An 18,595-nucleotide genomic window follows, 5' to 3' on the forward strand; every position below is an offset into this window, starting at 1 on the left:
CTACAGCCGCTCACTCACCAAGAAAGTCGCCATCATCGCCGTCGCCAGAAAGCTCCTCACCCACCTCAACGCCATGCTCAGAGACCGTAAAGCCTGGGCCTGACAACACAGTTGCCGGCTCGGAGGCCGGAATTACCAATAAAAACAATGTCATGCTGGACTTGATCCAGCATCCATGTGGCGTCGATGGCGGACGAGGCCGCGCCAGACTCTTCGCCGCCGGGGAAGCGGCGGCGGCCTGTGAAAACGTTCACAAATCCGACCTTGCCCCGGAAGGGCCGGACCCCGACAATCCGGCCCGGAATGACGATGCGATCCGACGATATGCTCTCGCTGCCGGATGAGGCGGCGACCCGCGCCCTTGCCCGGCGGCTGGCGCCGCTGCTGCGGCGCGGCGACATGGTCGCGCTGCGCGGCGATCTGGGCGCCGGCAAGACCAGCTTCGCCCGTGCGCTGATCCGGGCGTGGCTGGGGGCGGAGGTGGAGGCGCCCAGCCCGACCTTCACGCTGGTCCAGGTCTACGATTCCGTGCCGCCGCCGATCTGGCATTTCGACCTCTACCGCCTGTCGGGAGAAGACGAGGTGGTCGAACTGGGGTGGGACGAGGCGCGGGCCGAGGGCATCGCGCTGGTGGAGTGGCCCGACCGGCTGGGGTCGCTGCTACCGGCGGAGCGGCTGGAGATCCTCCTGCGCCACGGCGCGACGCCGGACGAGCGCATCGCGGAAATCGTCGGAATTGGAAATCGCTGGTCCTCGATCGGAACACTTCCATGATCAAACCGACGCGCGCGATGGTCCTGGCCGCTGGCCTGGGCAAGCGGATGCGACCGTTGACCGATACCGTTCCCAAGCCGCTGCTGGAGGTCGGCGGTCGAACCCTGCTGGACCACGCGCTGGACCGTCTTCAGGATGCGGGGGTCGAGGAGGCGGCGATCAACGCGCACTACAAGGCGGAGCTGATCGAGGCTCATCTGAAGGGCCGGAAATCCCCGCGCATCCGGATAGTCCGGGAAGATGAGCTTCTGGGCGTCGCCGGCGGCATCCGGAACGCCCAGCCCTGGCGGGACGAGGAGCCGTTCTTCACGGTCAACGCCGATTCGCTGTGGCTGGACGGGCCGACGCCGGCGTTGGAGAGGATGGCCGGCCGCTGGAACCCGAAGGAGATGCAGGCGCTGCTTCTGCTGATGGCGACGCCCAAGGCGGTCGGCATGGACGGGCGCGGCGACTTCCATCTCGATCCGCTGGGCCGAATCGAACCGCGGGAGGCGGGCCAAATCGCGCCCTACTACTATGCCGGGGTCCAGCTTGTCTCGCCGGCCCTGTTCGGCGGCGACCGGCCGATGGCGGCGATCTGGAACGAGGCGCTGGAGCGCGGCGCGCTCTGGGGGCTGGTGCATGACGGAGCCTGGTTCCATGTCGGCACGCCGCGAGGGCTGGAGGACGCGCAGGCCGCCCTGGCGGAGGAGAATGTCCGCTGGCTCCAGCCATGAGAATCTTCACCATTCCGTCCTCGCGCCCGTTCCTGGATGCGCTGGCCAAAGGGATCCTGGACCGCGCCGGCGACGATCCGCGGACGCTGGGCGATTTCATCATCCTGCTGCCCACCCGGCGGGCCTGCCGCTCACTGAGGGAGGCGTTCCTGCGCCTGTCGGGCGGCAGGCCGATGTTGCTGCCGCGCATGAACCCTATCGGCGATCTGGACGAGGAATCGGCGGAATTGTGGGAGGACGGGCTGGCGATCGACCTGCCGCCGGCGATCCCAGCGCTCGACCGTCGCCTGCTGCTGGCGCGGCTGATCATGGCGCGGGCGGATTCCCCGGTCCCGCCCGACCAGGCGGCCTGGCTGGCCGCCGACCTGGCCCGCCTGCTGGACCAGGTCCAGACCGAAGGGCTGGGCTTCGACCGGCTGGCGACGCTGGCGCCGGACGATCTGGCGAAGCACTGGCAGGTGACGCTCGACTTCCTGAAACTGGTGACAGAGCACTGGCCCGCGATCCTGGCGGAACGGGGGGAGGTCGATCCGGCGGAGCGGCGTAACCGGCTGCTTGGGCTGCGGACGGAAAGCTGGCTGAAGCGGCCGCCGGCCGGCCCCGTGATCGCGGCGGGGTCCACCGGCTCCATCCCCGCGACGGCGGCGCTGCTGAAGGCGGTCGCCGGCCTGCCTCAAGGAGCGGTGGTCCTGCCGGGCCTGGACCAGGAAATGGACGACGAGGGCTGGGACGCCATCGACGAAAGCCATCCCCAGTTCGGGCTGAAGAAGCTGATCGGCGGCTTCGGCCTCGCCCGCCGGGATGTCGCGCCTTGGCCAGCCAGCGAAACAGAACGCGACCGGTCGATCCTGATCCGCGAGACGCTGCGCCCCGCCGCGACGACGGAGGCCTGGCAGCATCTGGAGTCCGTGCCGGCGGCGGCGCTGGAGGGGCTGAAGCGGATCGACAGCCGCGCCCCCGACGAGGAGGCGGCGACCATCGCCATCATCCTCCGGCAGACGCTTGAGACGCCCGGCCGGACGGCGGCGCTGGTGACGCCCGACCGGGGGCTGGCGCGACGGGTCGCGTCGTCCCTCGCCCGCTGGGGCGTGGAGGTGGACGACAGCGCCGGCCGCCCGCTGGCGGAAACGGCGGTCGGCGCCTTCCTGCGTCTGGCGACCTCGCTGGCGGCCGAACAGGTCGGCCCGCTGTCGCTGCTGGCCCTGCTGAAGCATCCGCTGGCGGCGGGGCAGGCGGACCGGCGGCTCCTGCGCGCGCTGGAACTCCTCGCCTTGCGCGGGCCCAGACCCGCCGCCGGATTCGAAGGGCTGAGGGCCGCCGCTTCTCCCCACGGCGCGGAACTGACCGGATGGCTGGAGCGGGTCGGCGCGCTGGCGGCTCCGTTCCTGTCGCTCATGACTTCGGATTTGGCCGTCCTGCCTGACCTGATCGACGCCCATATCGGTTTCGTCGAGGGGCTGGCCGCGGCGGATGGGTCGCCGGGGGCGGACATCCTGTGGCGGCATGATGATGGCGAGGCCGCCGCTTCCTTCCTGGAGGAGGCACGGGCCGCGACCGCCGGCTTCCCGCCCATCGCGGGACGGCATTATCCGCGCCTGTTCGAGGCGCTGATGGCCGACCGGGTGGTTAGGCCACGTTATGGAAGCCACCCGCGCCTCTCCATCTGGGGGCCGCTGGAGGCGCGGTTGCAATGCGCCGATACGATGATCCTGGCGGGGCTGAACGAAGGGACCTGGCCCGCCGAACCGGCCGCCGATCCGTGGATGTCCCGGCCGATGCGCCAGGCATTCGGCCTGCCGTCGCCGGAACGGCGGATCGGCCTCGCCGCGCATGATTTCGCGCAGCTCCTGGCCGGGCCGGAGGTGGTGCTGAGCCGCGCGGCGCGGGTCGAGGGCGCGCCGACGGTCCCGTCGCGCTGGCTGCTGCGGCTGGACACGGTGCTGGCGCGGGTCGGCGCGCGGCTGGAGGAGCCGCCTGCATGGGCGGATTGGGCGCAGGCGCTGGACCGGCCGGAGCGGGTCGCCGCCATCGCCCCGCCTTCCCCCAGGCCGCCGGTCGAGGCGCGTCCCCGGAAGCTCCGGGTCAGCGAGATCGGTCTCTGGATGACCGACCCCTACGCCATCTATGCCCGCCATATCCTGAAGCTCCGGCCGCTGGATCCGCTGGAAGCGGACCCCGGCGCGGCCGATCGCGGAACCATCATCCATAGCGCGCTGAGCGGTTTCCTGGAGGAGATCGGCGGCGACCTGCCGGAGGATTCGCTGGCGCGACTGCTGGATCACGGGCAGCGGGCCTTCGGCGAGATCATCGCCTATCCGGGCGTTCGCGCCTTCTGGTGGCCGCGCTTCGTCCGGATCGCGGAATGGTTCGTCGATAGGGAAATCCAGCGCCGGCATCGCGGGCTGACCCCGGCGGCGACCGAGATCGCGGGAAACATGATGATCGGCGCCCCGGCCGGACGGTTCGCGCTGACCGCGCGGGCCGACCGGATCGACCGGGACGGCGATGGCGGGTTGGTCATCATCGACTACAAGACCGGCGCGGTTCCCAGCGCCGGGGACATGGCCCAGGGCTATTCTCCTCAACTGCCGCTGGAGGCGGCGATGGCGCGGGAAGGCGGGTTCGGCGCGGCGCTGGAAGGCGAAGTGGCGGGGCTGGAGCATTGGCGGCTGACCGGCAACCGTCCGGCGGGGGAGATCAAGCAGGTCAAGGTGAAGGATGTGCCGCTGCCGGAGCTGATCGAGGGCGCGCGGAGCGGGTTCGCGGCTCTGGTCGCGCGGTTCGACGATCCGGCGACGCCCTACCTCTCCTTCCCCCGCCCGGCCTATGCGCCGAGGTTCAGCGACTATGCGCATCTGGCCCGGGTCCAGGAATGGTCCTCCGGCCCGGAGGGGGGCGAGGCATGATTCCGGACGGACTCGACATCACGCCCGACGTGTTGCAGCGGCGGGCGGCCGATCCGGAAGCATCGGTCTGGGTCGGCGCTTCCGCCGGCACCGGCAAGACCAAGGTCCTGACCGACCGGGTGCTGCGGTTGATGCTGGTCGGCACCGCGCCGGAGAAGATCCTCTGCCTCACCTTCACCAAGGCTGCGGCGGCGGAGATGGCGAACCGGGTCAACAGGACGCTCGCCGAATGGGCCGTCGCCGACGAGGCGACGCTGGAGGCCGCGCTGGCGAAGCTGCTGGCCGGCCGGCCGGAACGAGACCTGACGCTCCGCGCCCGCCGGCTGTTCGCCCATGTGCTGGACGCGCCGGGCGGGTTGAAGATCCAGACCATCCACGCCTTCTGCCAATCCCTGCTGCGCCGCTTCCCGCTGGAGGCCGGGCTGCCGCCGCACTTCAAGCTGATGGACGAGCGGACGGCGGCCGAGCGGCTGGAGTCGGTGAGGAACGAATTGCTGCAGACGCCGGACGGCGCCATCGCCGAGGCGCTGGACCGGGTCACGGCGCAGGTGGGCGAGGATGGCTTCTCCGGCCTGATGGCAGACCTGACGCGGGAGCGGGGCCGGCTGGCGCGTCTGGTGGAGACGTTCGGCGACCTGCCAGGGGTGTTCGGCGCGATCTGCGGGCATCTGGGCGTTGCGCCGGGGACGGATGAGTCGGCGGTCGTCGTAGAGGCGTGCGCGGATGCGGCCTTCGATGGCGCTGGCCTGAAGCGCGCGACGGAGGTGCTGGCGACAGGATTGTCGACCGATGTTCAACGCGGTGAAACAATCGGCGCCTGGCTGGCCGATCCGGCGGGAAGATCCGAATCGTTCGAGAGATATCTCGACGCCTATCTCAAGAAGGATGGCGATCCCCGCGCGAAGCTGATCACGGCGAAGCCCGCGGCGGCCGCGCCGGACGTGCCGGAGGTCCTGGCGGCGGAGCAGGAACGGCTGCTTCGGGTGGCCGATCGTCGGAAGGCGGCGATGGTGGCCGCGAACACCTCGGCGCTGCTGACCATCGGCCACGCCATGGTCGAGGAGTACCGCGCACGGAAGGAGCGCGAGGCGCTTCTGGATTTCGATGATCTGATCCTGACGACAGCGCGCCTGCTGCACGATCCGGGCGTCGCCTGGGTGCTGTTCAAGCTGGATGGCGGCATCGATCATATCCTGATCGACGAGGCGCAGGACACCAACCCCGACCAGTGGCAGGTGGTGGCGGCGCTGGTGGAGGAGTTCTTTGCGGGGGCGGGTGTCCGCGACGGCGACCGGACACTGTTCGTGGTCGGCGACGACAAGCAATCCATCTTCTCCTTCCAGCGCGCCGATCCGGCGGAGTTCGCCCGGATGCGCGCCCATTTCCAGGATCGCGCGGCCGCCGCCAGCCATCCCTGGCGACCGATCGCGCTCAACACCTCCTTCCGGTCGACGGCGGCGGTACTGGACGTCGTCGACGCCGTCTTCGCGCAGGAGGCGGCAAGGGACGGCGTCGGAACCGATCCGGCAGAAATAATCGCCCACAGGCCCTTCCGGATGGGCGATGGCGGGCTAGTCGAGCTGTGGCCGTCGATCGCGCCGCCGGAAACGGGCGACGAGCAGGCATGGTCGCCGCCGACGCGGCAGGAGACGCTGGAGGATCCGGCCGCCCGGTTGGCTCGGCATATCGCCGGCACCATCCGGCGCTGGCTGGATGACGGGGAGGTGCTGGAATCGAAGGGCCGTCCGGTGATGCCGGGCGACATCATGGTGCTGGTGCGCACCCGCAACCGCTTCTTCGCCGAACTGGTGCGGACGTTGAAGGAACGGCGCATCCCGGTGGCCGGCCTCGACCGGATGGTGCTGACGCGCCAGCTCGCGGTGATGGACCTGCTGGCGCTCGCCGATTTCCTGCTGCTGCCGGACGATGATTTGATCCTCGCTACGGTGCTGAAGGGACCGCTCGTCGGCTGGGACGACGAGAAGCTGTTCGACATCGCCTACGAACGGGAGGGAACGCTGTGGGTGGCCTTGTCGGCGCGGGCCGCGGCAGACGATAGCGTGCGTCCCGTGCGCGGCTGGCTGGCCGGCCTGCTGGCCCAGGCCGATTTCGTCGCGCCTCACGAGCTGTTCGCCGGGCTGCTGGTCCGGCCCTGCCCGGCGGATGCGGGCAGCGGACGACGGGCGATGCTGGGCCGCCTCGGCTTCGACGCCGAAGACCCGCTAGAGGAGTTCCTCAGCCTGACCCTGGCGTTCGAGCAGCAGTACCCGCCTTCCCTCCAGCGGTTCCTCCACTGGGTGCGGGCGGGCGAATCGCAGGTGAAGCGGGAGCTTGACTCCGCCGGGCACGACCAGGTCCGTATCATGACCGTGCATGGATCGAAGGGGCTTCAGGCGCCGATCGTCTTCCTGCCGGACACAACCTCGGTCCCCGACAAGAGCCCCGCGATCCTGTGGCCCGATGACGGGATGGAAGCGCCGCTATGGGCGGGCCGGCGGGAGAACGAGGACAGCCTGACCAGTGCCGCGCGCACCCGCGCGAACCGGCGGCGGGACCAGGAATACAGGCGGCTGCTCTATGTCGCCCTGACCCGGGCGGAGGACCGGCTCTATATCTGCGGCCATCACGGAAGCCGGGGGGTGGCGGACGGAAGCTGGCATGCCCTGTGCGCCGCCGGCATCGCGGCCATGGAGGGTGTGGAGGCGGTGGAGATCGAAGGGCTGGCCGGGCCGGCGCTTCGCCATGTCGTTCCGCAGACGAGGCCTCCGGCGGAGGGGTCGGCGATGATCGAGAGGGCGCGGCCGGAGGCGTCGCCGCCGGACTGGCTGCGCCGGCCGCCGCCCGTCGAGCCGGAGCCGACGGCCCCGCTGACGCCCTCACGGCCCGACGATTCCGACCCGGCCGCGCGGTCGCCGCTTGCGGCGGCGGACGACGGCGTTCGCTTTCGGCGCGGCCGGCTGGTGCATGCGCTGCTGCAGGTGCTGCCCGATCTGGACCCCGAAGGATGGGACGCCGCCGCGGCGCGCTATCTAGGCCGGCAGGCATCCGACCTTCCGGAGGCGGCAAGGCAGGCGATCGCGGCGGAGATTCTAGCGATCCTGCGCGATCCCGCCTTCGGCGCGCTGTTCGGCCCGGGCAGCCGGGCGGAGATTCCGGTGGTGGGCACGGTCGGGAGCCGCACGATCTCCGGCCAGATCGACCGGCTGGTGGTGACGCCGACGGAAATCATGATCGTCGACTACAAGACCAACCGCCCGCCGCCGCAGGCGGAGGAGGTGGTGCCGGTCGCCTATCTTCGCCAGATGGCGATCTACAGATCCGCCCTGCAACTGATCTATCCCGGCCGGACCGTGGAATGCGCGCTGCTGTGGACCGATGGCCCCAGGCTGATGCGCCTGACGCCGGGCAGGCTCGATCCCCACGCACCTTGACCGGCCAAGGGGCCGCCACCTAATTTAGGGCACGCGTTCTCACCATGGCGGCGCGGTTTGGCCGCGTTCCCTGGAAGAAAGGAATTTGGAGAATGAACATCACCAAAGCCGTCACGGACAGCAGCTTCGACAGCGACGTTCTGAAGGCCGACGGGCCTGTCCTGGTGGATTTCTGGGCCGAATGGTGCGGCCCCTGCAAAATGATCGCCCCGGCGCTGGAGGATCTGGCGACCGAACTGAACGGCAAGGTGACCGTCGCGAAGATCAATATCGACGATAATCCAGGCACGCCCTCGAAATACGGCGTGCGCGGCATCCCGACGCTGATGATGTTCAAGGATGGGCAGGTCGCCGCCACCAAGATCGGCGCCCTGCCGAAGAGCGCCCTCTATCAGTGGGTCGAATCGAACATCTGACCGCCTCCGGGCATATTCCAACCTGCGCGGCCCCCGTCATCCGGCGGGGGCCGTTTCCTTTGGAAAGGCTTCCTTCATCTCCCGCCGGGTGATGGAGGGCCAGCAGGCGGCATATCGTTCGGGGTCCGCCGGATGGTTTCCCGGTCCCAGCTCAGGCGCCAGCGCCAGGATCGCGGCCTCCAGCGCGTCATAGGGCCGCCAGCCCGTCAGGACCCTTCGGCCGCCGCCCGGCCCCCGCAGGATGAGCGTCGGGAACCGGCCGATCTCCAGATACCGCGCTTCCTTAAGATCCTCATGGAACGCCTTCCGCGCCGCACCGCCGTCGAGATCGGCTTCGAAGCGCGCGACGTCCAGCCCGCCGGCCGCTTCCCCGGAGGCGATGTCCAGCAGGACGGAGCGCCGGGCGATATTCTGCCGTCCGGTCATCGCCGCCTCCCACAGCCTGCGCAGATAGCGGGAGCCGAGATGGGGGGACTGTGTCTCGGCGGCCTTGAACGCCTCGCAGGCGGGCCAGGATGAATCGGGCGGGTCCTCGACCCACAGCCCGGTATCCATGGGCATTCCGGACTCCTGTTCCGCCGCCATCCAGAGCGGGCCCATCTGGCCCGGCCGGTGCACGGAGTTCAGCGGGTCGTCATAGCTGCCCCAGCCGGCGATCATTCCGCCCATGCGCATGCGCCAGGAGAGGCGGCCCGTGAAGGCGTAGCGAAGGAGCCGCCATTGCGGCTCCATCGCCCATGACCAGCAACAGAGCGGATCGGTGAAGTAGGTAATTTCCACCGCCGCGGGACCGGAGGCTTCCGCGACGGCGGTCGGTCTTTCAAGGGTCGATGTCGTGCTCACTTCTGGCGCTGCTCGATGGCCATGGGGCTGGTCAGCTTCGTCTGCGGATAGGAAGACCACTGGCTTCCGTCCTTGCTGGAGGACGCCTTCTTGACCTCGGTGCTGCGTTCGCGCGACAGCGCCTTGTCCTTCTTGTCCACATCGGCCTGGCTCTGCTTCACGCCGTCGGGCTTGTGGTCGACCTCACCCATCGTGTCGACGACATGGCGGATGGGGTCCTGGACATATTCCCACTTCTCGCCATCGTCCCACGGACCCTGGCCCTCGTTCCACGGCCCCCGGGCGTCGACGCCGTTGGACATGTTGAAGTAGGTGTGGGTGTAGCGTGGGTCGCCCTGGAGGATGCCCGGCGGGAAGTTCGGCTGGATCGTGTCCAGCGCGGCGGAGAACATCTTGAAGTGCGCAATCTCCCGCGTCATCAGGAAGCGCAGCGTGTCGTGGACGTAGGGATCGTCGGTGAACTTCATCAGATATTCGTAGACGATCTTCGCACGGCTCTCCGCCGCGATGTTGGAGCGCAGGTCGACCGACAGGTCGCCGTTGGCGTCGACATAGGAGCCGGACCAGGGGGAGCCTTGGCTGTTGGTCACGACCGGCCCGCCGCCGGAGAGGACCAGGAACTGAGGGTTGCTCAGCGCCTCCTGGATCAGCCCTTCCTTGGCGCCCTTGCCGTTCAGGCCGGTGATCGGATTGGCCTCGGCCGCATCCTTCAACTCGCCGTTGATGCCGTCCAGCAGCATGGTGATCGTCGCACCGACGATCTCAAGATGGCTGAACTCCTCGGTCGCGATATCCATGAGAAGATCGTACTTCTCCGGATAGGGCTTCCGCGCGGCGAAGGCCTGGGTGAAATACTGCATCGCGGCCTTCAACTCGCCATTGCCGCCGCCGAACTGCTCAAGCAGCAATGTCGCGAAGCGGGGGTCGGGCCGCGAGACCCGCGCATTAAACTGCAATTCCTTGACGTGATAGAACATGGCGTCTGCTCCCTCGGGAAACGTGAGCCGGCCAGCCGGCCTTTCGTCTCCAATAGAAGGGAGGGGCGCTGGTTCCCTGTCGTCAGGACGCCGCTCGCATCATCGCCCGCTCCGCCCCCAGCCGGTCGGCCGGCAGCCGCAGGGTGACGACGGTCCCTTCGCCGGGCGCGCTGTCGATCTCCAGCCGGCCGCCATGAAGCTCGGCCAGCCGCCGGGTCAGCGGCAGGCCGAGGCCGGTTCCCTTGTGATTGCGCGACAGGGCATTGTCGATCTGGGTGAAGGGCAGCATCGCGTTGTTCTGTTCATCTTCCGTCATGCCGATCCCGGTGTCCCGGACACGGATGACGGACATGCCGTCGCCTTCCGAGGCTATGGAAAGCTGGACGCGGCCCTCCGGCGGGGTGAACTTCACGGCATTTGACAGGAGGTTGAGGATCATCTGCTTCAGCTTTCCCGGGTCGGCGACAAGCGACGGCAGGACGGGCGGAATGGCTGCCTCCAGCGCGACTTTCTGGCGGATCGCTTGATCGTTCATTAGCCGCAGGCAGGATCGGGCGATCTCTCTCAGATCGACCGCCTGTTCCTCCAGGACCAGCTTGTCGGCCTCCGCCTTGGCGAGGTCGAGAAGGTCGTTGATCAGGTTGAGCAGGTGCTGGCCGCTCGACCGGATGTCGCCGACATACTCCTGATAGCGCGGGTGGCCGAGGGGGCCCATATACTGGCCCTCCAGCACTTCGGAAAAGCCGATCACCGCATTGAGCGGCGTCCTCAGCTCATGGCTCAGATTGGCCAGAAAGGCCGATTTGGCGCGGTTGGCCGCTTCCGCCGCGTGACGAGCCTCCTCCAGCGCCGCGGACCGGCGGGACGCCTGCTCCGCGACCAGCGTCATGAGCTGGAGCGACGTGCCGATCCCCAGATAGCGGCCCCTGTCGACGATCACGAATCCCTGGGAAAGGGCTTCCGGCTTCTCCAGCCTGATGCGCCGGCTGATCGTGTTGAGGTCGGTCCGCCGGTCGATGATCAGGGGCGAACGGTCCATCAGCCGGGAGATCGGGCGCTTTTCGTAGAGGTCGCGCAGCAGCGTCTGGGCGAAGGTCGTGAACAGCGTCACCCGGTCGATCAGGCCGGCCACCGCGCCGCCATCGTCGACCGCGACCACGTTGGGCCATTCGGGATGGTCGACCAGAATTTCGAACGCCCTTCCGCAGGACGTGTCGATCCCTATGGTTTCCGCCGGCAGCAGCAGGTCGCCCGCGGTCAGATCCTCGGCAATCGCGTCGGGAAGGTTGGTGTCGGGCAAGGAGTCCATCCTGGAGCACGTTCGGCGACGGGCGGGACGGTATCAGACTTTTGTGACAAAACCCCTAAAGGCGTCCAGCCGCCTGCTTCAGCAACCGGAGGAACGGCTGGATGCCCAGCGCATAAATTCCGTCCGGACGGAGTTCGTCGACGAAAGCATCGAAGACCGCGCCGAGCGCGGTGCTGTCGGTGAAATCGACCGTGGCCGCTTCATCGCCGGACGAACGATAGGTGTGCATGTCGAGGTTGGAGAGCGCCACGGCCCGCGTCGCCACGCCCTTTTCCCGGAACCAGGCCAGGAAAGGCGCGCCGTCCTTCTGGTCCGACCAGGAATGGACGACCAGGGTCGAGGGATGGTGGCGGACGAAGGCCTCGAAGCCGTCGCGGTCGAAATCCTGGAACCGGATCGACCCGTCATAGGTCAGCGGCACGCTTCGCCAGGAAAGCCGGCCGAAGGAGCCCGTGACGACCGGGCAGTCGGACCGCCGTTCGCTGTCGCCGTTCCACCCGATGAGCGTGCGCCCCGCCATCCGGGCGATGGCGAGGTCGAGCGCCACCCAGCGCGGAAGCTCACCTGTCGCGGGAGGCGGCGCGACGATTTTGGCATCGGGCGGCTCCGCGATGCCATTGTCGCGCAGAATCCCCGGTACGTCCGGCCCAAGGATCGTCCGACGCGTGCCTTCGGCGATCGCCATCTTGTTCCGCGCGATGTCGCCCAGGGTCGGGCCGATCTGGTCGGCATGGTCGGTGAAGAGCGAGGTGACGACCGCCAGATGCGCCGGCAGCCGCCCGACCTCGTCGAATGCCGCGCCCCGGCCCGCCTCCAGCACGAAGTATCGGATTTCGCGCTCCTTGAACCAGGCCAGCGCGATCAGCAGGAAGATGCCAAAGGGCGACAGATACCGGGCGGGGCCGAACGCCTTGCCGAGATCTGCCAGCTCCGGCTCGAACCGCCGGTAGAGCCGGACGAAGTCGGCATGTCCGATCGGCTCCCCGTCGATCCGGATGCGGTCGGCCTGGTCGATCTCGTTGGGAGAGATGAAGAGGCCGACGGGCCCCACCCCCTGCGCGCCCAGCCAGCTTGCCGCCAGCCGGGCGGTGGTGCCCTTGCCCTTGCTGCCGGTGATCTTCACCGTCCTTTCCGGAGGAGACAGCAGGTCGTGGCGCGCGGCGATGTCTAGGATCGCCCGGGGGTCGCGGATGTCCCGGTCGTGCCGGCCCAGACGCGCGGGGCGGCTGCCAAGGAAGCTTTCGAAGATGGCGTCCAGACAGGATTGGTAATCGGTCATCGGGCGTTGGCGGCGAGCGCGCGGCCGACGAGCGCGATGGAGCCGGAGACGATGATTCGTGCCGGCGCGCTGTCGGACAGGTCCTCAAAGGCTCGCTCCAGCGCGCCGCCATCGACGGCCGGGATGCCCAGTGTCGCCCCCGCCTCGACCAGCCGCGACGCCGGCAGGCAGGGCTGCTCGCCCTCGAACTCCACAGCGACCATCCGGTCGACCAGCGACGCCAGGGGGGCGAGGAATCCTTCCACCCGCTTGTCGTAGTACATGCCCGTCACCAGAACCGTCGGACGCCGGGGCAGGGTGCGGAGGAAACGGCCGAGTTGGAGCCCGCCCTCCGGATTATGGGCGGCGTCGAACCACAGCTCGCTCCCCGCCGGCAGCCGGTCGAACAGCGCTCCCGATCCGATCCGCTCCAGCCGGCCCGGCCATTCGACCTGCCTGAGTCCTGTCCGAATCGCCTCGTCCGGGACTTCGATATCGAACAGGTGGGCGAGAGCCGCCAGCGCCGCGCCGGCATTGTTCAACTGATGGTCGCCGGCGAGCGCCGGCGGCGGCAGATCCAGCGACCGGGCCGAAGAGAGGAAGCGGAAGCCCTCAATCGTCGCTTCCACCCGCCAGTCCCGGTCGATCGACGCGCCGATGGCGGCCGCCTTCTCCAGCAGCGCCTTTTCCGCTTCGGCCGGTTGCGGCGCGATGATCGCCGGAACGCCGGGCTTCAGGATTCCCGCCTTCTCCGCCGCGATCAGCGCCAGGCTGTCGCCCAGCCAGGCCATATGGTCCATGCCGACCGGCGTGATGATGGTTACGGCCGGCCTGTCGAGGACGTTGGTGGCGTCCAGCCTGCCGCCCAGCCCGGTCTCCAGCAGCGTCACGTCGGCGGCACTCTCCGCCATCGCGAGGAAGGCGGCGGCGGTCGTCGCTTCGAAGAAGGTGATCGGCTGACCTTCGTTCGCCGCCTCGACCCGGCCGATCGACTCGACCAGCACCCGGTCATCGATCGGCTGGCCGGCCAGCCTGATGCGTTCGTTGAAGCGGATAAGGTGGGGGGAAGTATAGGCGTTGACCCGGTATCCGGCGGCTTCCAGGAAGGCGCGGAGGAAGGCGACGGTGGATCCCTTACCGTTCGTCCCGGCGACATGGATTGCGCGGGGCAGCCGGCGGTGCGGATCGCCCAGCGCCGACAGCAGCCGGTGGACGCGGTCCAGACCGAGATCGATGGTCGACGGATGCAGGCCCTTCAGCCGCCGGAGGGCGGCCTCGGCGTCAGTCGGCGGCGCGGAGGTCGGCCGATTCGCCATTGCCCCTGGCTTTCGACGTCACCGGTTCTTTTGATGCCACCGGTTCCTTCGATGGCTCCTCGTCCTCATGCAGATCGACCACCTCGGCCGCCGGCATCGGGCGGCGCAGGAGGTCCAGCACGCGGATCAGCGTGCCGCGCAGGTCCTTCCGGTGGACGACGATGTCGACCATGCCATGGTCCATCAGGTATTCCGCCCGCTGGAAGCCCTCGGGCAGGGTCTCGCGGATCGTACCTTCGATCACCTTGGCCCCGGCGAAACCGATCAGCGCGCCCTTCTCAGCGACATGGATATCGCCCAGCATCGCGAAGGAGGCGGTGACGCCGCCGGTCGTCGGATCGGTCAGGACAACGATGTAGGGCAGGCCCGCCTCCTTGACCATGTCCACCGCGATGGTGGTGCGGGGCATCTGCATCAGGCTGAGGATGCCTTCCTGCATCCGCGCGCCGCCGGAGGCGGGGATGACGATCAGCGGCGCCTGCTGCAGCACGGCCAGCCGGGCGGCCGCCAGCAGGGCGTCGCCCACCGCCATGCCCATCGATCCGCCCATGAAGCCGAAATCGAACGCGGCGACGACGACGTTCATGCCGCCCATCTCACCATGGGCGACCACGACGGCGTCGTTGCGGCCGGATTTGGATTGGGCTTCGCGCAGCCGGTCGGTGTAGCGCTTGCTGTCGCGGAACTTCAGCGGATCGACCGTCACCTTCGGCAGTTCGATCGTCTTGTACTCGCCTTCGTCGAACAGCATCGGCAGCCGCTTGTCCGGCGCGACGCGCATATGGTGGCCGCAATGCTGGCAGACGTTGAGGTTCGCCTCCAGGTCACGGTGGAAGATCATCGCCTCGCAATTGGGGCATTTGTGCCAGAGATTGTCCGGCGTCTCCGGCTTGGCGACCAGCGCGCGGATCTTCGGGCGAACGAAATTTGTCAGCCAGTTCATCGGATCTGTATCTCCCTCGTACCCTAGCGGCGCGCGTCGCGCACGCCATCGGCGAGGTCGCGCACCATGCTTAGAACGTCATCGACGAGGCCGGGGTTCGCCGCCCCGTTCCCCGACAGGTTTCCGGCGATTCGGCTGACGATGGCCGAACCGACCACGGCGGCGTCGGCCGCACGGGCAATCTCCGCCGCCTGATCGCGGGTCTTGATCCCGAAGCCGACCGCGATCGGCAGGTCGGTATGCCGCCTCAAACGCGCCACCGCCGCCTCGACATCGGTCGACTGGGCCGATCCCGCGCCGGTGATGCCGGTGATGGAGACGTAATAGACGAACCCGCTGGTGTTGGCGAGCACGGCCGGCAGGCGGGCGTCATCCGTGGTCGGCGTCGCCAGCCGGATGAAGTTGAGCCCGGCCTTCAGCGCCGGCAGGCACAGTTCCTCATCCTCTTCCGGCGGCAGGTCGACGATGATCAGCCCGTCGACCCCGGCCGCGACCGCGTCGGCCAGGAAGGAATCGACGCCATAGGCGTAGATGTTGTTGAAATAGCCCATCAGGATGATCGGCGTGTCGCCGTCCTGCTTGCGGAACTTCTCAACGAGGCCCAGCGTCTTCCGCAGGGTGATGCCGGCCTTGAGCGCGCGCAGGCCGGCGGCCTGGATCGCCGGGCCGTCGGCCATGGGATCGGTGAAGGCGATCCCCAGTTCGATCACGTCCGCGCCGGCGTCGGGGAGGCCCTTCAGGATCTCGTAGCCGGTCTCCAGGTCGGGATCGCCGGCGGTGATGAAGGTGACGAGGCCGGCGCGCCCTTCCGCCTTCAGGGCGGCGAAACGGCGTTCCAGGCGCTGGCTCGGCTTGGCGTCGCTCACAGCGTCGTTCCCAGAGCGTCGGCCACGGTGAAGATGTCCTTGTCGCCCCGGCCGCAGAGATTCATGACGATGATATGGTCCTTCGGCAGGGTGGGGGCGATGCGCGCGACATGGGCCAGCGCGTGGGACGGCTCCAGCGCCGGCAGGATGCCTTCCATCCTGGCGCAGAGCTGGAAGGCCTTCAGCGCCTCCTTATCCGTCGCGGAGACATACTGGACGCGGCCGATATCGTGCAGCCAGGAATGTTCCGGCCCGATGCCCGGATAATCCAGTCCGGCAGAGATGGAATGGGCCTCGGCGATCTGCCCGTCCTCGTCCTGGAGGAGATAGGTGCGGTTGCCGTGAAGCACGCCGGGCCGGCCGCCGGTCAGCGACGCCGCGTGCTTCCCCGTCTCGATCCCGTGGCCGGCGGCTTCCACGGCGTGCATCGCCACCTCCCGGTCGTCCAGGAACGGGTGGAACAGGCCGATCGCGTTCGACCCGCCGCCGATGCAGGCCACCAGCGTATCCGGCAGCCGGGCCTCGGCGTCGATGATCTGGTCGCGCAGTTCCTGCCCGATCACCGACTGGAAGTCGCGCACCATCATCGGGTAGGGGTGCGGCCCGGCGGCGGTGCCGATCAGGTAGTAGGTATCCGCGACGTTGGTCACCCAGTCGCGCAGCGCCTCGTTCATCGCGTCCTTCAGCGTCCGGCTGCCGGATTTGACGGGGACGATCTCCGCGCCCAGCAGCTTCATCCGGAAGACGTTGGGTTTCTGCCGCTCGATATCCGTCTCGCCCATATAGACGGTGCAGGGCAGGTCGAAGAGGGCGCAGACGGTGGCCGTCGCGACCCCGTGCTGGCCGGCACCCGTCTCCGCGATGATCCGCTTTTTGCCCATCTGCCGGGCCAACAGGATCTGGCCGACGCAATTGTTGATCTTGTGCGCGCCGGTGTGGTTTAGCTCGTCGCGCTTGAAGTAGACCTTCGCGCCGCCGAAATGGGCGGTCAGCCTCTCGGCGAAATAAAGCGGGCTCGGCCGGCCGACATAATGGGTCAGGTAATGCCTGAACTCAGCCTTGAAGGCCGGGTCGTCCTTGGCGCGGGCATAGGCCTTCTCCACCTCCAGGATCAGCGGCATCAGCGTCTCGGCGACGAACCGGCCGCCATGAATTCCGAAATGACCGCTTTCGTCAGGGCCGGCGCGATAGGTGTTCGGGGTGGTTGCAGGCTGTGTCATCGCTGGGCGAGGGACTCCTCGGGGCCGAACCTGTCTCGCGGACGGCGGCGGCCGGCGCGGGCGAAGTCGCGCACCATAGCGGCAAGCCTCGACCCTGCCAACATGACGCTTCGCAAGCCTGCCCCTCGATTTTCGGGGTGCGGCGATGGTTTCGGAATCAGTCGACCCGTTCCGCCTCCAGCCGGGCGGCGGCGGCGAGGAAGGAGGCGATCAGCGCCGGGTCCTTGTGGCCCGGGCGGTCTTCGACGCCGGAGGAGACGTCGACGGCCGGCGCGCCGGTGACGGCGACCGCTTCGGCCAGGTTGCCGGGGGTGAGGCCGCCCGAGAGCATCCAGGGGGACAGCCATTCGCGGCCGGCCAGCAGCGACCAGTCGAACGGAACGCCGTTGCCGCCGGGCAGCGCCGCGACGTTGGCGGGTGGCTTGGCATCAAACAGCAGCCGGTCGACGATCCCGTCATAGGATTTGGCCGTCTTCAGATCCTCCGGCGCGCCGATCTTCACGGCCTTCATAACCGCAGCGGGGAAATCCTGCCGGATCTCCGCCACCCTGTCCGGCGTCTCCGACCCGTGGAGCTGGATCATATCCAGCGGCACGCGGCCCAGCACGTTCTCCAGGAACGCGTCGTCCGGGTCCACGAACAGCCCGACCGTGCGGATTCCCGTCGGCACCGTCCGGGCCAGCTCGGCGGCGAGGTTCGGTTCGATGGATCGCGGGCTGCGGGCGTAGAAGACAAACCCGACATAGCGCGCGCCGCCCTGGACGGAAGCGGCGATCGCTTCGGGCGTCCGGACGCCGCAGATCTTCACCTGGAGTTTCATGGACTCAAGAATGGGACTCGGAAAGCTCATCCGCAATGCGCCTTGCGGCTTCGGCCGGGTCGGTCGCGGCGGTGATGGGCCGGCCGATGACCAGATGGTCGGCGCCCAGCGCCATCGCCTCGGACGGGGTCAGCACCCGCTTCTGGTCGTTGGCGGCTGCCCAGCGGGGCCGGATGCCGGGGACCATGAGGGTGAAGCCTTCGCCGATGCGGCGGCGCAGCCGTTCGATCTCATGGGGCGAGCAGACGATTCCGTCCAACCCGGATTCCCGCGATAGCTCGGCCAGCCGGTCGACCTGGGCGGCCATGTCCGGATCCTGCCCGACCGCGCCCAGATCGCCCGAATCGAGGCTGGTCATCACCGTGACGCCCAGCAGGCGCGGACGTGGCGCGCCCAGCTTATCGGCAGTCTCCCGCGCCGCCTCGGCCGCCGCCTTCATCATCGCCGGCCCGCCCGAGGCGTGGATGGTGACGAAGGCGGGATTCAGCGCCGTCACCGAACGGACCGCGCCCGCCACGGTGTTGGGGATGTCGTGCAGCTTGAGATCGAGGAAGATCGGCAGGTCTTGCCCGGCCAGTGCGCGATAGCCGTCCGGCCCGTTCGCCAGGAAGAATTCCAGCCCCAGCTTCAGCCCGCCGACCAGCCCCGTCAGCCGCGAGGCGAGGGAGCGCGCGGCGTCGATCGTGGGCGTGTCGACGGCGCAGAAGATTGGGGAGGCGGTCATGGGCGGGTCTTCCGGTTGACTTGGGACCCCTCACCCTCCCGCCCGCTGCGCGGTCGGGTCCCTCCCTCTCCCACAA

The 18,595-nt window shown here is 68.6% G+C and carries 15 protein-coding genes; 5 read left to right on the forward strand and 10 right to left on the reverse strand.

Annotation, left to right across the window (positions count from 1 at the left end; genetic code table 11):
* The first annotated feature begins 309 nt into the window (after positions 1 to 309).
* The 5 genes from tsaE (at position 310) to trxA (ending at position 8,243) form a co-directional block, all read left to right on the forward strand.
* On the forward strand, positions 310 to 774 hold the full coding sequence (gene tsaE / locus AAFN89_RS17885) for a tRNA (adenosine(37)-N6)-threonylcarbamoyltransferase complex ATPase subunit type 1 TsaE (protein ID WP_347540576.1): 465 nt from the start codon (positions 310 to 312) through the stop codon (positions 772 to 774).
* Positions 771 to 1,490 (forward strand): nucleotidyltransferase family protein, encoded by a 720-nt coding sequence (locus AAFN89_RS17890; RefSeq protein ID WP_347540577.1) that lies wholly within the window; start codon positions 771 to 773, stop codon positions 1,488 to 1,490. Before tsaE ends, AAFN89_RS17890 begins: the two co-directional genes overlap by 4 nt.
* Positions 1,487 to 4,396, forward strand: coding sequence for a double-strand break repair protein AddB (addB, locus tag AAFN89_RS17895; RefSeq protein WP_347540578.1), 2,910 nt, complete (start codon positions 1,487 to 1,489; stop codon positions 4,394 to 4,396). The genes AAFN89_RS17890 and addB overlap by 4 nt, the downstream gene beginning before the upstream one ends.
* Positions 4,393 to 7,827, forward strand: a complete 3,435-nt coding sequence (gene addA / locus AAFN89_RS17900) for a double-strand break repair helicase AddA (protein WP_347540579.1) — start codon at positions 4,393 to 4,395, stop codon at positions 7,825 to 7,827. Before addB ends, addA begins: the two co-directional genes overlap by 4 nt.
* 92 nt (positions 7,828 to 7,919) lie before the next feature.
* Entirely contained in the window at positions 7,920 to 8,243 is a 324-nt protein-coding gene (trxA, locus tag AAFN89_RS17905; protein ID WP_347540580.1) for a thioredoxin TrxA, read from the forward strand.
* A gap of 36 nt (positions 8,244 to 8,279) precedes the next feature.
* Here trxA and AAFN89_RS17910 read toward each other — a convergent pair whose 3' ends face one another.
* The 10 genes from AAFN89_RS17910 to pyrF all read right to left on the reverse strand — a co-directional run bounded on the left by AAFN89_RS17910 (position 8,280) and on the right by pyrF (position 18,519).
* Positions 8,280 to 9,086 carry a DsbA family protein gene (locus AAFN89_RS17910; RefSeq protein WP_347540581.1) on the reverse strand — a complete coding sequence of 269 codons (807 nt, stop codon included), beginning with the start codon at positions 9,084 to 9,086 and terminating at the stop codon, positions 8,280 to 8,282.
* Complete coding sequence (locus AAFN89_RS17915; protein WP_347540582.1) at positions 9,083 to 10,063, reverse strand: manganese catalase family protein; 981 nt, start codon at positions 10,061 to 10,063, stop codon at positions 9,083 to 9,085. Before AAFN89_RS17915 ends, AAFN89_RS17910 begins: the two co-directional genes overlap by 4 nt.
* An 82-nt stretch (positions 10,064 to 10,145) precedes the next feature.
* Entirely contained in the window at positions 10,146 to 11,363 is a 1,218-nt protein-coding gene (locus AAFN89_RS17920; protein WP_347540583.1) for an ATP-binding protein, read from the reverse strand.
* A 64-nt stretch (positions 11,364 to 11,427) separates the two neighbouring features.
* Entirely contained in the window at positions 11,428 to 12,651 is a 1,224-nt protein-coding gene (locus AAFN89_RS17925; protein WP_347540584.1) for a hypothetical protein, read from the reverse strand.
* Complete coding sequence (locus AAFN89_RS17930; RefSeq protein WP_347540585.1) at positions 12,648 to 13,946, reverse strand: folylpolyglutamate synthase/dihydrofolate synthase family protein; 1,299 nt, start codon at positions 13,944 to 13,946, stop codon at positions 12,648 to 12,650. Before AAFN89_RS17930 ends, AAFN89_RS17925 begins: the two co-directional genes overlap by 4 nt.
* A complete protein-coding gene (accD, locus tag AAFN89_RS17935; protein WP_347540586.1) occupies positions 13,912 to 14,889 on the reverse strand; it encodes an acetyl-CoA carboxylase, carboxyltransferase subunit beta in 978 nt (325 codons plus the stop codon). Before accD ends, AAFN89_RS17930 begins: the two co-directional genes overlap by 35 nt.
* 23 nt (positions 14,890 to 14,912) lie before the next feature.
* On the reverse strand, positions 14,913 to 15,755 hold the full coding sequence (gene trpA / locus AAFN89_RS17940; RefSeq protein WP_347540587.1) for a tryptophan synthase subunit alpha: 843 nt from the start codon (positions 15,753 to 15,755) through the stop codon (positions 14,913 to 14,915).
* Positions 15,752 to 16,975, reverse strand: a complete 1,224-nt coding sequence (gene trpB, locus AAFN89_RS17945) for a tryptophan synthase subunit beta (RefSeq protein ID WP_347540588.1) — start codon at positions 16,973 to 16,975, stop codon at positions 15,752 to 15,754. Before trpB ends, trpA begins: the two co-directional genes overlap by 4 nt.
* A 157-nt stretch (positions 16,976 to 17,132) precedes the next feature.
* Positions 17,133 to 17,795 carry a phosphoribosylanthranilate isomerase gene (locus AAFN89_RS17950; RefSeq protein ID WP_347540589.1) on the reverse strand — a complete coding sequence of 221 codons (663 nt, stop codon included), beginning with the start codon at positions 17,793 to 17,795 and terminating at the stop codon, positions 17,133 to 17,135.
* A gap of 4 nt (positions 17,796 to 17,799) precedes the next feature.
* Entirely contained in the window at positions 17,800 to 18,519 is a 720-nt protein-coding gene (pyrF, locus tag AAFN89_RS17955; RefSeq protein ID WP_347540590.1) for an orotidine-5'-phosphate decarboxylase, read from the reverse strand.
* Between the last annotated feature and the right edge of the window lie 76 nt (positions 18,520 to 18,595).

The sequence above is a fragment of the Inquilinus sp. CAU 1745 genome (assembly GCF_039839375.1).
Classification (GTDB): Bacteria; Pseudomonadota; Alphaproteobacteria; order DSM-16000; family Inquilinaceae; genus JBDOQU01.

What these genes read in the sequence shown, in the direction of transcription:
- tsaE (WP_347540576.1), top strand. Translation starts at nt 310, where the DNA reads ATGCGATCCGACGATATGCTCTCGCTGCCGGATGAGGCGGCGACCCGC.
- AAFN89_RS17890 (WP_347540577.1), top strand. Translation starts at nt 771, where the DNA reads ATGATCAAACCGACGCGCGCGATGGTCCTGGCCGCTGGCCTGGGCAAG.
- addB (WP_347540578.1), top strand. Translation starts at nt 1,487, where the DNA reads ATGAGAATCTTCACCATTCCGTCCTCGCGCCCGTTCCTGGATGCGCTG.
- addA (WP_347540579.1), top strand. Translation starts at nt 4,393, where the DNA reads ATGATTCCGGACGGACTCGACATCACGCCCGACGTGTTGCAGCGGCGG.
- trxA (WP_347540580.1), top strand. Translation starts at nt 7,920, where the DNA reads ATGAACATCACCAAAGCCGTCACGGACAGCAGCTTCGACAGCGACGTT.
- AAFN89_RS17915 (WP_347540582.1), bottom strand. Translation starts at nt 10,063, where the DNA reads ATGTTCTATCACGTCAAGGAATTGCAGTTTAATGCGCGGGTCTCGCGG.
- AAFN89_RS17925 (WP_347540584.1), bottom strand. Translation starts at nt 12,651, where the DNA reads ATGACCGATTACCAATCCTGTCTGGACGCCATCTTCGAAAGCTTCCTT.
- AAFN89_RS17930 (WP_347540585.1), bottom strand. Translation starts at nt 13,946, where the DNA reads ATGGCGAATCGGCCGACCTCCGCGCCGCCGACTGACGCCGAGGCCGCC.
- accD (WP_347540586.1), bottom strand. Translation starts at nt 14,889, where the DNA reads ATGAACTGGCTGACAAATTTCGTTCGCCCGAAGATCCGCGCGCTGGTC.
- trpB (WP_347540588.1), bottom strand. Translation starts at nt 16,975, where the DNA reads ATGACACAGCCTGCAACCACCCCGAACACCTATCGCGCCGGCCCTGAC.
- AAFN89_RS17950 (WP_347540589.1), bottom strand. Translation starts at nt 17,795, where the DNA reads ATGAAACTCCAGGTGAAGATCTGCGGCGTCCGGACGCCCGAAGCGATC.
- pyrF (WP_347540590.1), bottom strand. Translation starts at nt 18,519, where the DNA reads ATGACCGCCTCCCCAATCTTCTGCGCCGTCGACACGCCCACGATCGAC.